The sequence below is a fragment of the Neobacillus kokaensis genome (assembly GCF_014656545.1).
Classification (GTDB): domain Bacteria; phylum Bacillota; class Bacilli; order Bacillales; family Cytobacillaceae; genus Neobacillus; species Neobacillus kokaensis.
Map to the genome: position 1 here is coordinate 1 of NZ_BNDS01000034.1, position 13,739 is coordinate 13,739.

The 13,739-nt window shown below is 40.3% G+C and carries 11 protein-coding genes; 4 read left to right on the forward strand and 7 right to left on the reverse strand.

What is annotated here, in order from left to right; translation table 11 throughout:
- Positions 1-101: 101 nt before the first annotated feature.
- Complete coding sequence (locus IE222_RS23205; protein WP_191276766.1) at positions 102-1,694, reverse strand: phosphodiester glycosidase family protein; 1,593 nt, start codon at positions 1,692-1,694, stop codon at positions 102-104.
- A 523-nt stretch (positions 1,695-2,217) separates the two neighbouring features.
- Complete coding sequence (locus IE222_RS23215; protein WP_191276768.1) at positions 2,218-3,027, reverse strand: helix-turn-helix domain-containing protein; 810 nt, start codon at positions 3,025-3,027, stop codon at positions 2,218-2,220.
- 170 nt (positions 3,028-3,197) lie between these two features.
- Between IE222_RS23215 and IE222_RS23220 the strand changes: the two genes are divergently transcribed.
- Positions 3,198-4,013, forward strand: a complete 816-nt coding sequence (locus IE222_RS23220) for a phytanoyl-CoA dioxygenase family protein (protein ID WP_191276769.1) — start codon at positions 3,198-3,200, stop codon at positions 4,011-4,013.
- A 77-nt stretch (positions 4,014-4,090) separates the two neighbouring features.
- Here the strand turns inward: IE222_RS23220 and IE222_RS23225 are convergent, their stop codons facing one another.
- A complete protein-coding gene (locus IE222_RS23225) occupies positions 4,091-5,989 on the reverse strand; it encodes an FUSC family protein (protein WP_191276770.1) in 1,899 nt (632 codons plus the stop codon).
- Positions 5,990-6,253: 264 nt separating this feature from the next.
- On the opposite strand from IE222_RS23225, the gene IE222_RS23230 reads away from it, so the two are divergent.
- On the forward strand, positions 6,254-6,709 hold the full coding sequence (locus IE222_RS23230; protein WP_191276771.1) for a MarR family winged helix-turn-helix transcriptional regulator: 456 nt from the start codon (positions 6,254-6,256) through the stop codon (positions 6,707-6,709).
- Positions 6,706-8,325, forward strand: a complete 1,620-nt coding sequence (locus tag IE222_RS23235) for an MDR family MFS transporter (RefSeq protein WP_191276772.1) — start codon at positions 6,706-6,708, stop codon at positions 8,323-8,325. Before IE222_RS23230 ends, IE222_RS23235 begins: the two co-directional genes overlap by 4 nt.
- A gap of 437 nt (positions 8,326-8,762) precedes the next feature.
- Here IE222_RS23235 and IE222_RS23240 read toward each other — a convergent pair whose 3' ends face one another.
- From IE222_RS23240 to IE222_RS23250, 3 genes are all read right to left on the reverse strand, one after another.
- Positions 8,763-9,278: a GNAT family N-acetyltransferase gene (locus IE222_RS23240; RefSeq protein WP_191276773.1), complete on the reverse strand. Its 516-nt coding sequence runs from the start codon at positions 9,276-9,278 to the stop codon at positions 8,763-8,765.
- A gap of 168 nt (positions 9,279-9,446) precedes the next feature.
- Positions 9,447-10,712 (reverse strand): MFS transporter, encoded by a 1,266-nt coding sequence (locus IE222_RS23245; RefSeq protein WP_191276774.1) that lies wholly within the window; start codon positions 10,710-10,712, stop codon positions 9,447-9,449.
- A 91-nt stretch (positions 10,713-10,803) separates the two neighbouring features.
- The gene (locus IE222_RS23250; protein WP_191276775.1) at positions 10,804-11,559 is read right to left on the reverse strand and encodes an SDR family NAD(P)-dependent oxidoreductase; all 756 of its coding nucleotides are present in this window, start codon (positions 11,557-11,559) and stop codon (positions 10,804-10,806) included.
- A 275-nt stretch (positions 11,560-11,834) separates the two neighbouring features.
- Between IE222_RS23250 and IE222_RS23255 the strand changes: the two genes are divergently transcribed.
- Entirely contained in the window at positions 11,835-12,431 is a 597-nt protein-coding gene (locus IE222_RS23255; protein ID WP_191276776.1) for a TetR/AcrR family transcriptional regulator, read from the forward strand.
- Positions 12,432-12,511: 80 nt separating this feature from the next.
- Here the strand turns inward: IE222_RS23255 and IE222_RS23260 are convergent, their stop codons facing one another.
- On the reverse strand, positions 12,512-13,603 hold the full coding sequence (locus IE222_RS23260; RefSeq protein WP_191276797.1) for an AI-2E family transporter: 1,092 nt from the start codon (positions 13,601-13,603) through the stop codon (positions 12,512-12,514).
- Positions 13,604-13,739 lie beyond the last annotated feature (136 nt).

Sequence of the window (13,739 nt, forward strand, 5' to 3'; positions counted from 1 at the left end):
TAACTTTATTGGGTCAGATCACCATTTTAATGATGTAGCTGCTTTTATTTATCTTGTTTAGAGAGTGTAATTACCAATTATTATTTATTATCGATAAAAGTTTAAGGCAAAATCGTAATCGCATCCGCAATTGGGCGTTCGCCGGCTGCATCGGAAGGAGTGGATATCAACTGTCCATGAATAGCCATTGTTGTTGAGCCGCCGCCATCTAGATTGATCGCATCCTTAGCCCCTAAAGCTTTCATCAGTTTTGCACTTTCTTCAAAATTGATTCCAATACTTTTTTCAGGACTTCTTCCATCCACCGTAACAAATAATAAATTTCCATTTGGTTTTATTCCCACTAGTGTTCGAGGGTGTCTGTAGATGCCAAAGCGATAGAAAAATTCTTCATCATAGAAAAATCCATCCTTTTCTGCTGTTACGGTAATCTGATGATTTTCTACTAAGCGCGGCCCGCCATTGAAAATCGTTGTACGTTCATTCAGTGATACTTTGCCTTCTTCACTTAATAGTTCGGTTTTAACGGTTAATGTCATTCCTTGTTTAGCATGTTCCTTTAACCATTCGGCAGCTTCCCCTGTTCCAGCGATAACCGCTCCGTCCTCTGGGATCTTTCCGCCGCGCTGCTTTCGGACTGCTGTCACTTTACCCGTATCATCCAGCATGACTTCAAGTCCGTTTCCCTTTGGTGTTTCCGATCCATATATCGATTGAAACTGGATTAATTCACTGGAGTCTGAACAGGTTACATCATGCATAGGCAGTTCAGAAACAACATCGCCGCCGACCCCGCCGCAGTTCCGGATGAGACCGTTTGTCCGGTTTAATCCATCTAATTCACGGGTTGCACCATCAGATGAATGGACACTTAAATATGTAGATAATGCTTGGATTTGAGCCTTTTCTTTGGAACCCGATAGAATAAGGCTTGAACGGTTGTTGATGGCCTCGCTTATGAGCTGTCCATTTAGTACAGAAATACCAGCAAGATCCCCGGGAGTTCCATCTTTTTCTCCCACTACAAAATATCCTCCGTTGATAGCAGCTAAGGCATTAGTCCGCTTGGCTATACTTGATACAGTCTCTTTTCCGCTAATTTTATCCATGGCCAGGGTGGTTGAAATGGTCCCCTTAAACTGATTTCGGTCTATCTCCAGTACTTGAATAGACCAGGGGCCGGTAGTGCTGGGATCATCATAGCCTGAATAGGTTGTTCTCAATCCGGAAAAGCTGGCAGCCCCTAATTGTTTTCTTAGAGTGTCAGCTTCTGATTGTGTCTGAAAGCTGCCTACACGGACCAAGTAACCGAGTACGTCTTTTACAATATCATTATGAGGACTATTCTTAATGGTGAGGATCTTTGGTTCGAAGCCTTTTGATGCAAGCTTGTCAGCTATCGTTTGAGCTTCGGAGCGTTGAGATAGAAAAGCTACATCCACGGTAAAGTAGCTTTTCGAGCTTTTTTCTCCTCTTGTGATAGAGGTATGAGTCACACCTTGAGCTATTTCCTGTGTGCTCCGCTGTTCCGTTAGACCAAGGTCTCCAAGCGGGAGTTCCCTCGTCTTATTAATTTCTTGAGTCTTAGCATAAGTAGTAGGTTCTTTTGATTGCAGTGAGGTTGACATAGGTGAAAAAACAGCAGCTACCGTAAGAGGAACAAGCAATATTTTTTTTACTAAATTTGTTTTCATTTGATTCTCCTTTCCGTTTTTTTTATTCTATCAAGGGAATATTTAGTTTAAATGGTTGTTTGGTAAAGAAAATGTAAATTAATGGAGGTGGCCAATCGAAGTTGAAATTTGGAATATTATTGTTTGAAAGGTCATGTAATTATATGATTTGCAATCGACAATTTTTTATTGGGAAAATTGAAAAAATGTTTTCATGACAACATTAGAAATGAATTCAAACAAACGTTTAATGGATGGTAGAAAAGAAGGAAAAAAGGAGAATTCAATCTTTTTGCTCGAATTGCATCATTTCTTGGGGAATAATGCGCAATTATTCGTAACAGCTTTAACAATTACGACAAAATATTTATTGATAAGCTTGAAATAAAGCTGTTTAGGCAGTATTCAATTTAATGTTTGTTTGGGTGAGGAAACTGAGTTTTTTGCCGAAAGGATTCTAAAAAGGTCACCTTCCATCCTCAAAAGTATAGGGACGGTTCTCTTATCCTGCATGCAGCAGAAGAACCGTCCTCGTGTTTCCTCATTATTGTGGGTCTGGACCCAAGGTTTTTCTGCGGTATTCCCGCGGCGGCATGCCATATCGTCTTCGAAATTGGTTTGCGAAGTGGTTATAATTCTGGAAGCCCACATCAATTGCCACCTCTGTTGCGGTTCGGTCTGTATGCTCTAATAGCAGGATGGCTTGATTTAATCGCATTTGATTTAATGTTTCCAGTATTGATTGCCCCATGTTTTCTTTAAATAAATGAGACAGTCTGGATGAAGATAGGCCCACTGATTTTGCTACATCATCAATTCGAATAGAGTCCTTCATATTTTTTGAAAGTAAATGCAGCACTTCCTCCATCCGCGGATCAAGTGACTGATGTTGTCTTTGAGCGTAAAGAAGGAGAATTTCGCTCAAGGAGTTTTGACATAATTCATTCCAATAGCGATTTTTTTCCCGGTAATCCTGTATAAGTTTTTCAAAGGCTTGCTGGGTTCGCTTACGGACAAAATCGTTCTCCACCGTATGTGTAAGAAGCGCTCCATCTGGAAGATAATTGATTTCAAAAAGATCCTGTGTAAAATGGGCCCATAAAAAATTCCATTCTTTTCCTTGGCATGTCCCATATTGATGAGGCGTTCCCGCTCTTAACAACACGATATCACCTGCACTGCACCTTTTCTCCTCCTTATTAATGAGAAAATATCCTTCCCCTCCGAGTGTAAAGGTAATCAGCCAATCGCTCATTCCTTGCGGGCGCTTCGTAACATACGAGTCATTCATATGGAAGTGTCCAGCAACACTGACCCCGAGCCTTGGGTATGGTGAATGCGTATCTTTCATCATGTTTCCTCCCTTATGAAGCAATTATGGACATTTTAGCATAGCTTCTTTGTCAGATAGCAGAATTGTATGAGTTTTTAGCTGAAATGTTACTTCAATGCGATATTGCCTCTGGATACAATGATAACTAGAAAGTATTATACCTTTTACAAGGTGGAAATGGGGGAGTTACAGTGGAATTTGGACTTAAAGCACTCACTGCAGAACAGAAGGCGCAATTTGAAAAGGAAGGGTATTTTATTGCGAAAGGGTTATTTTCTGAGAAAGAGATAACAGAATTGTGTCATACGTTTATGGAAATGAGCGAAGGACCGATTCCCGGTTGTTTTGAACCAGAAATGGATCCAGAGTCTGAGCATACCGACCCTCTGAAACGATATCCTAGAATGATGCATCCGCACCGGATCAATGAGATTGCGCGGAAATACATGCTTGATCCGAAGGTGATGGATGTGCTTCATGATTTGTTAGAAGAACATGCGCTGGCTGCACAAAGTATGTTTTACTTTAAACCGCCTGGAGCACGCGGGCAGGCATTGCATCAAGATAATTTCTATTTACAGGTAGAGCCGGGAAACTGCATTGCAGCATGGACTGCGGTAGACCCAGCTGATGAAGAAAACGGTGGAATGCTGGTTGTTCCAAAGACTCACATGGATGAACTTTATTGTCCCGAATTAGCAGATGCAAAAGAATCGTTTACTCGACATTTTGTGAAAGTGCCAAAAGGTATGAAGGCCGTTCCAGCCATCCTGGATAAAGGTGATGTTCTCTTCTTTAATGGGAACTTAATTCATGGCTCCTACCGAAATAAATCAAAAGACCGGTTCCGAAGAGCTTTTATTTGCCATTATGCAGGAGAATCGACTACTAAGATTGGTCAATTTTACAACCCGTTGTACCACGCTGACGGCAGCAAAATCTTCATTGAAGGAAGTAAGGATTCAGGACCGTGCGGTGTGGAATTTGATGAGCTATATCCACATTAATCGTGCGTTTGTTTGAGGGGCACATATTGAAAAAAATACCCGATTTGCGGCTTAGGCAAATCGGGCATCTTCCTTTTTTATTCATCCGCTGCAGGGGATAATTGTAAAGTAATCTCAAACAGCAAGCTGATTATTAAGCGCTCTTCGATATCGGGGTTTATTTTCAATTCCCGCTTTAAACTGTCTACGGTTTCTTGCAACGATTGCCCCTTCGTTAAGTGATTCCTTAAATCCTGAAGGATAGAGGAAAAAAAGAGCTGTGCTTCTTTACTCACTCCATACTTTTCAATCCAGCAATAGAGTTCATAGATGGCAGAGGGGGCTAGATAGATGTTGTCGTCTTCCTTCTCAGAAACCTGCTTATTTAACTTCATTCTGTTTTCAATCATGGTTGTAATGATCAACAAATTTTTGATTTCATGACCGCCATCTGTGCCATGTAGTTTCTGATGCACCGCCTGCAGCATTTCTCTAATCGTATCTCGATTCATGTCCTCTAAGTCCCGAATTGAATCCTCCATTTTATACGGGAAGATCCATTTATTGATAATCAAGGCGAGAACAACCCCGCTGATAACCATGATAATGCGGTTTATGGTTAAGATCTCTGTAGCGTCGGTAATAAGCGCGGCTGCCCCAATCGCGGAAAACGTAACAAGAATCGTACTGTAACGATACTCTTTTATATAACTCATCAAGTAACCAGCGATTAAAATTAGGATTGACCGGGCTGTGTGGCCTTGGAAGATGGTGAACAAAATGGTGACGATGATGGCGCCCATCAAAGTAGCGAAGATCCGATCACGCATTTTTCTATTCGACAATTCATATACTGGCTGAATGACAGAAAGAATCGTAAACAGCATCCAACGGCCATCCTGTAAGTGGAAGTAATCAACGAGAAAGCTCCCAATGGTAATTCCTAGAGCCATACGGACGGCATAAGATACCTTAATGGATCTCGTATGGCGGGGTAGTTGAAATAATGATAGGTTTTGAAATTTCGTTGGGATTTGCTCCATTTTTTTGGCGATGTTAACATGCTCTTTTTCAAGAGATTTTAAAGAAACTAACGAATCCCGTAGAAAGTCCATGTTATTTAACATACGTAATACAATCAAAGAATGGGAGTCATCCTGTTTATACTTACGAAAAATACGTCCAAAAGAATCATTAATCTCCGTTAGTGCTACATCCTTTTTGTTATCCAGGCTGTCCGCTGCTGCCTGTAAGAAATCAATTGTGTCATTAAGCAGTTCATGCTCTGTTTCATCTTTCGTTACTTTATTCAATAATTGATTGATTCTTTCAAGGGAAGCAGAAAGATTTAAATTGTTTTGTCCTTCTTCCGTTAAATAGAAATCTTCTTCCCGTTTATCATAAATCATGCTTCTGATAGTACTAATATCGGCGGCAATTTGTTTGTCCAGATCCTCATGGCCTTCGCCGTTTTTAATCTTTTCTATCTTTGCCACGAGGGAAGTACAGATTGCACGGATTTTCGAATGGCTGTTTTTGGCCATTTTGTTTTTGTTAACAACCATTTGTAAAGCCATGATGCCGACTGCTCCAGCGATCAGTGAGAGCAGCCTGAGCGGCATGTCCGATAGTCCCACAGGGCTGGCTAATAAAAATAAATATTGCAGTGAAAACGGTAAGTACAGCGGGTTTCTTAAATTGAAGATAAGAGAATAGCTAATCACGATCATCATCGTAAAATTGACCGGAATAGCCAGCCACATATTCATATCCGCAAGAAACGCAGCGATTCCAATCGCAAGATTTAACAGGATCAGCTTCATCGTATTGCTAATGGGATTATTCGTCAGGTCTCGTTCTAATAACATAAGCATGGCTGTTATAGTGGTTACCCCAATCAGGGTATTTTCTTTTCCGAAAACAGTGCTAAATAGCATAACAAACGCAACAATTACTACAAATAATATTGTATTTGAAATAATGGTTTTTTTATTCACCAGGTACATTCACTCCTATATGTGTGTGAAAAGTATTTTAACATTAAAATATTTAATAGTAAAATAATAAAAATGGAAATAATACCGTATTTCCCCTGTATTTCCTATCCTCACTTATTATATGTTTGGGGTCAGCTCCTCACTCGTTTCCATATATCTACAGAAAAATTGTTTGACAAGAATTACCTAAAGGGTTTAAAATCATAATTACTTTAACCGTTAAACTATTTTATGATTAAAGTATTTTTGGAGGGAGTGACATCAGTGTCATCAACTAATCAAGAGGTTTTTCGGCAATTCGTCAAGCTTTATTGGAATTTATCAAGAGATATGAATTATATCTGGAAGGACATTTTTAATCGTCAGTTTCCCGGTTCGCAATCCCATATCTTATTTTTGCTCGAACGAAATGGTCCGAAGAGAATGTCTGAGGCAGCCGAGTTGCTTCACTTAACTCCAGGAGCTGTGACAACAGCATCTGATAAACTAATTGAAAATGGATATATAGCACGTATCCGTGACGAGCAAGATCGGCGTGTTGTGTATTTAGAAATGACCAACAAAGGCAGGGAGGCCATAACCGAACTGCAAGAAGAAGGCCGAATGGCCATGAAAAAGGTATTTAGTCATTTATCCGACAGGGATTTGGAGTTTTTCATGGAAACTTTTGAGCAGGCCATTCAAAATATTAACGATTTGCGAAAGGAGTACGATACATGATTCATTTGACAGAGAAGAAAAAAATCACGATTATGATCGCGATAATGGTCGCTATGTTCTTCTCAGCGATCAACCAAACGATTATAGGGGTGGCGATGCCGCGGATCATTGCAAAGCTCGGCGGTATGGATTATTACACTTGGGCCATCACGATTTATTTGCTGACGACAACTGTTGCTACCATTTTAGTTGGAAAACTTTCTGATATATACGGGAGAAAGCCGTTCATTTTAGCAGGTATCGGTTTATTCACGATTGGTGCATTCTTGTCGGGATTGTCCACCGATATTTTTCAATTAATTGCTTACCGCAGTATTACTGGATTCGGTGCGGGTGTTATTATGTCAACAGCCTTTACCGCTATTGGTGATTTGTATCTGCCAAGGGAACGGGCACGCTGGACAGGATTGATGAGCGGCATCTTCGGCATTTCAAGTGTGCTTGGACCTTTAGTAGGTGGGTATGTGGTGGATCATCTTGACTGGCATTGGGTATTCTGGATCTTCCTTCCCCTCGGAATTATCGCCTTCATTATGATTGCAGTGTTATTTCCGAAGGTTCCACGCAGAGAGGGAGAAACGATTGATTATCTTGGTTCCTTCTTCCTGACCGTTACCATTGTTGCTTTGCTGCTTGCTTTTAGCTTAGCAGGTGAGGGGCCTGGCAAATATGCTTGGACTTCATGGGAAATCCTTGGCTTATTTGGTTTAACCATTATTGGACTTGCCGCCTTCATTGTAACGGAATCAAAAGTGAAATCCCCAGTGCTTCCGCTGTCTTTATTTAAAAATGATATCGTGACGATGTCGAATATGGCAGGGTTTTTACTTGGTGCAGGAATGATGGGTGTGATGATCTATGCTCCATTTTTTATTCAAGGGGTAAAAGGTATTTCACCAAGTGGTTCAGGGTATATTATGATGCCTATGTCCATTGTGATGGTGTTAGCTACTGCTTTCGCCGGGCAATTGATGACAAAGACCGGGAAATATAAAGGGCTGGCCATTGCTGGGTTACTTACCACAGCCATTGGCATATACTTGTTGCATTTCATTACCATTGATACACCTATTTATCTATTGATTATGTACTTATGTATTGTTGGAATAGGACTTGGAGCGAGTATGCCTGTTTTTTCATTAACGGTGCAAAATGCTGTCCCATTAAAACAATTAGGTGTTGCCTCGGCCTCTTCGCAATTGTTTCGTTCCTTAGGAAGTACGATTGGCATTGGAATTCTTGGCACCATCATGAGCTCGCGAATGACATCCAGGCTGACAGAAATGTATGCTGGTCAATCGGCCGGGCAATCACAGCTTCCCCCTGAACAAGCAAAACAATTCGGAGAGCTGATGAATCCACAAGTATTATTGGATCAGCCGAAATTGGAGCAAATTCAAAAGCAGCTGCCGGCAGAGTTGCTGCCATATGCCGAAAAGATGATTGCTAGTGTGAGGGAAGTTTTCAGTGATGCACTCACCTCGACATTTTTTGCCAGTGCCATCATTATGCTGGCTGCAGTGGTCATTGCTTTATTCTTAAGAGCCGTTCCATTAGTTTCGGAAAAGGATCACCATCATCAGCTTCAGAAATCAGAAAAGCCTTCAGGTGCCTGACACCGAGCGGCTCAAAGAGAAGTGGTTAACAGCACTTCTCTTTTTTATATAGTTATGCCTGTTCGCCTAGTTAGAAAATCGCGTCTTAAAGAATTTTAGCCAATGAGGACAAAATCCATCTAAGAAATGATGAAACTGGTCTTCATAAGACCAATGAAGACCAAAATCAACTAAGAAATTATGAAACTGTCCTTCATAAGGGCAATGAAGGCCAAAATCCAACTAAGAAATTATGAAACTGTCCTTCATAAAGCCAATGAAGACCAAAAACCAACTAAGAAATTATGAAACTGGTCTTCATAAGGGCAATGAAGGCCAAAATCCATCTAAGAAATCTTCAAACTGTCTTTCATAAACATGAAGTTATTAAAAGGCTTATGTATCAAGAAAACTAACTTCTGAAAAATATATTTCGTTAGGGGGCACTCGTTTTGAACTTATAAATCTTTTAACTTATGTATAAGGTATATACAAGTTTCCTTCCAGGAATGCTCAATTCCCTTTTCGTCGATAAAGGTACCACCAATCTGGTATTCCCCAATGCCAGAGTCTTGAAATCCAAGTCTTTGGTAAAGCCTTTTAGCTGATTCATTTTCTATTCCCACTCCGAGGCCGATCCTTTCAAAGCCTCTTTGTTTGGTCAATTTTGCACAGTAGTATAATAATTGCTGGCCGATCCCCTTATTTCTGTATTCGTCGGTTACAAGTAAGTCTTCTATGTCAGGACAATGATTGATATGCGCCGTTACCGCTTCATCTTTCGTTCCATTCCATTTTAGTAATACATGACCAACAGGTTTTTCATTCCAATAGGCAGCAATATAGGTAACGTCTCCTTGCAATTGCTTTTTGTAACGATCTCTATGCTTGTCTAACGGCCCGTTGGTCATATGTTTTTCTAGTTCGGGTATATCACTGTCCACGACAATTCTAATCAGAACTTGATTTTCCACTTAACCTATCTCCTATTCTGTAAGATATCATTATTGTATCATCTTGAAGCCTGTTACCATTTGGTTTTTCAAAAGAATGATATAATTCTGGCCTTCACTTGAATATCACCCTAGTAAATAAAAATACCCGATATGCGATGTTTGGCAAATCGGGTATTGTTGATTTATTTATTCACTCCACAATCCGGCAGTTTCCAGCTTCTTTTTCCCTTTGAAGGCTAGAATGACAAGCACGATATTGATGATGAGCATGATGATAATGGTGTATAAAACAAGTGTGTAGCTTCCTGTTAAGTCATATACAAATCCGTATCCAGGCAGGGCTACAATTCCTGCTAATGCTAGGCCGATGGCAACCGTGGCAAAAATTTGGCTATATTCCTTCGTTCCAAACACAGCCGAAGTCAGCAAAGGTCCTAATGTTCCAATCGAAGAGGTGACAAACCCGAAAATACCAATAGCCAAACTGAAGACGACGGGATTTCCTGGGGAAGTGATTAATAGGAGCACCGAAACTAAACCGCTGACCATGGAAAAAATAGCGGTATTTTTCGCCCCGATTTTATCGGTTAATGCGCCGAATGCCAATGCACCAACAAGCATTCCAATCATAAACGCGCCCATTACTTTGCCGGCAAATTGAATATCATACCCGATTCCCATTGCATATGGAGCGATATGCTGTGCAAAGCTTCCGATTGCTGTCATAAAGAAAAAGAATAATAGTAAAGAATAAAATGCCAAAGATTTTTTTGCAGCAGCGAAGGTCACGCCTTTATTGGCAGCAGCAGTTTGGGCTTCTGCGTTTTGTCCCTGCTCCATACCATATGGAAGTAAGCCCTTATGCTCAGGCTTCAATCGAATGGTTAATAATACAATCGGAATAACAATTACAATCACGGCAACCCCTAAGATAATATAGGTATTTCTCCAGCCCTGCGTCGGGATTAAATCTCCAACAATCGGCTGAATGACGGCTCCAAATGCTCCTACTGCCGCCATCATAATCCCTAAAGCTAAACCATTGTGCTTTTTAAACCAGCGGTTAATAATAACCGGGCCAGCCATCTGCGCAACAAAGATAGAACCAATGGCCATCGGGATTGAAAAAATATACCAGCCCCAGACGGAATTCATCAATCCGAACATAGCGAACGAACCAGCTTGTAAAATAATCGCGCCAATTAAAAGCGCCCTAATATCATATTTGGCCATCATTTTTCCCGCTATAGGCAAAAAGATCATGGTTGCAATGGATGAGATACTAAAATACAGTGTTAAGCTTCCCATGCCAATTCCAAGATCCTTTGAAACAGGTGTTAAAAACATACCTCCAGCGTTATTAATTCCGCCTCTGGCAAGACCAATCATGATGGATAAGCCTAGTAATACCCACCAAGCAAAATGTATTTTCCCCTTTTTTCCTTGCTTCATAAAAAAATTCCCCTTTGTTCTTTCTTGATTTAGTCATAAAAAGGGGAAAGGCACGGCCGCAAAAGTCGTGTTTTCCCCAGTCAGCCGGACATTAACGTAATTTAACGGAACCGCCATCTACCATGATTGTTTGTCCTGTTATATAAGAAGCATCTTCGCTCGCTAAGAATACAGCAGTTCGGCCGATATCACTTTCAATTTCGCCAAGTCTACGTAACGGAATTTTAGCCAGCATTGCTTGGTAATATTCCGGATTTGCCTCTGCCCACTCCAGCATGCCAGGTGATTTAGCAATTGGCGCAATAATGTTTACGTTGATTCCAAAAGGACCAAATTCATTGGCTGCAACACGAGTAATTCCGCGGATCGCTTCTTTTGCTGCTACATAAGAAACTTGATTCACGTCACCATTAATGCCGGCACCTGATGCGAAGTTAATGATGGTTCCTTGTGTTTCTTTTAAGAATGGCAGTGCAGCTTGCATAAAGTAGAACGTCGGATAGAATCCGGTGTTAAACGATAAATCGAATTCTTTTTGAGTGGTTTCTGCAATAGAGCTCATTCTGGATGCGTGGGCATTATTGACCAAGATGTCCAATTTTCCAAATCGGTCTACCACTTGTTTGACAAGATCAGCTAGTTTGTCATGCTCAGCTAGATTCGCTTGAATAAAGATAGATTCTGGCTGATAGGCTTGCAGCTCCTGAATCGTTTGTTTTCCGGCCTCTTCATTTAAATCAATAATCGCAACGGTTGCTCCTTCTTTTACGAAAGCGGTTGCAATACCCTTTCCAATACCGCCTGCTCCGCCCGTAATAATCGCGGTCTTCCCTTGTAGTCTACTCATCTACAACATCCCCTTTGTAACATTGTTATAGTGTTATTCATAATAGCATTCCCATAATATACAACGTTGACTGATAAGTCAATCAAAAACATAGCAGATGAGATACCCAATATAATCCAGTATTCTTTTCAAGTTTTTCCTATAAGGAGGGAATTCCAACGGCTCATAAAGCTAGATAAAAAATGCTATAATAGAGGCTATGATTTTAATAAGCACCAACTCCTTAGTGCGGTGCGGTTCAATGTACTTAGGATAGATAAGTGAGGAATGAAAAAATGGCGAAAAGTGAAGAACAATTTAAAATGATACGAGATCAACGTTATGAGGAGATAAGCAACGCTGCCTTGAAGGTTTTTGCCAGGAAAGGATATGCAGCCACTAAAATTAATGAAATTACCTCAACAGCCAATATAAGTCATGGACTATTTTATCATTACTTTGAATCGAAGAAGCATATGTATGTTTCTCTCATTCTCAATATCCTTAATTTATTTATTGAAACTGTAAAGGAAGCGGAAAATCGAAAGGGCACACCCAGGGACCAGCTGGAATGGCTTACAGATATTACTTTTTCAGGATCATTAGAGCAAGCCATCGATCGACATCTGCTTGTGATTGAAGCACTTAAATCCGAATTCTTATCAGAGGAAGAGAAGCAAGAGTTCATTCAGAAGTATAAGACATCCATGGAGGGAATCGCTAGAATTTTTGAAAAGGGGCAGAAGGAGGGACTTTTTATCAAAGGGGATCCGATGGAACTGGCGATTTATTACCTATCCTACTCTCAAGGGCTAACACTGTGGAATGCAAGAGGAATCCATCCGATTAAGGTTTCAACTGAAACAGTCATGCGTCAGTTTTGTAATGATTAGGGAGTGTTAGACAAATGCTTTTCCAGTTGTACCCTTAACGCTTGTTGAGATAGAGGAGGCAAAGAAGCCTCCTCATGTTTTTACTTTTCAGGCTCTGTCCGATAAATTTTTACAATATTTACGACCAGCACTTTTCCAATCGCATACGCTGGAATGACGAAGATGATGCCGATAATCCCCGTTAGATTTCCTGCTGTTAAAATCAACACAATAATCGTTAATGGATGAATATTTAACGATTTCCCCATAATGTTTGGCGAGATAATATTTCCTTCAATTTGCTGTGCAACCAGCATGATGATGGCTACATAAAGCGCCATGATTGGTTCTTGAAATAAGGCAACAAGGAACGCTGGGACAACGGCAATATACGGCCCTAAAAATGGAATCACGTTTGTAAACATGCCAAACATGGCTAAAACAAGCGAATAATTTAGACCTATTAATAAGTAGCCGATATACAAGAGAACTCCGACAATCACACTAACAAGCATTTGCCCTTGAATATAAGTAGAAATCGTTTTGTCCATTTCTTTTAAGATGTTGAGAACATGTTCTTTTTTAGACCGTGGGAAAAACATAGCCACACTCGGGGCAAACCGATGACTGTCCTTTAACATGTAAAATAAAATAAAAGGGACAAGCACAAGATAGAAGATCGTATTAATAAAGCCTCCGATAAACCCGAACACCCCGAGAATCCCGCTGGCAATTTTTCCTCCGCTTGATTCCAATCTAGATTGTAATTCTTGACTGGCTGTTACCAAACCTTCCTTAACAAAGTTCGGAAGCATATTCTGATTTTCTTTCATATAGGTAAGGAAATCGTGCACGGCAGAAAACATCGCGGGCAAATTTTCCATAAATCGCTCTAGTTGATCAGTTATGACCGGACCTGCTAATCTGATTACTCCAAAGAAAAACAAACAGATGGCAGCATAGGCGGACAAAATGGCGGCCCATTTAGGTACTTTCTTTTTTATTAGCCATTCAACCAGCGGCCGGCAAAGATAAAACAAAATCCCCGCTACAACGAAAGGCAAAAAGATGGTTTTAAGCAAAACTACAATTGGAGTTAGGATATATTGATTTTTATTTAACAAAAGGATAATTAGTAATAGTAACAGGATCGCAATCATCCATTTAAACCATCTTTTTTCTATAAACGACACTTTATCAACCTGCTTTCTATGTATCATATTTTAAATAATATTACCATTTACGAGCGGCTGGTGCTATGTATAGAGTACCAGAAACAAATCTACCAAAGAAAAAAGTGTAAGTAAATCTTTTGAAAAAATGGAAAAA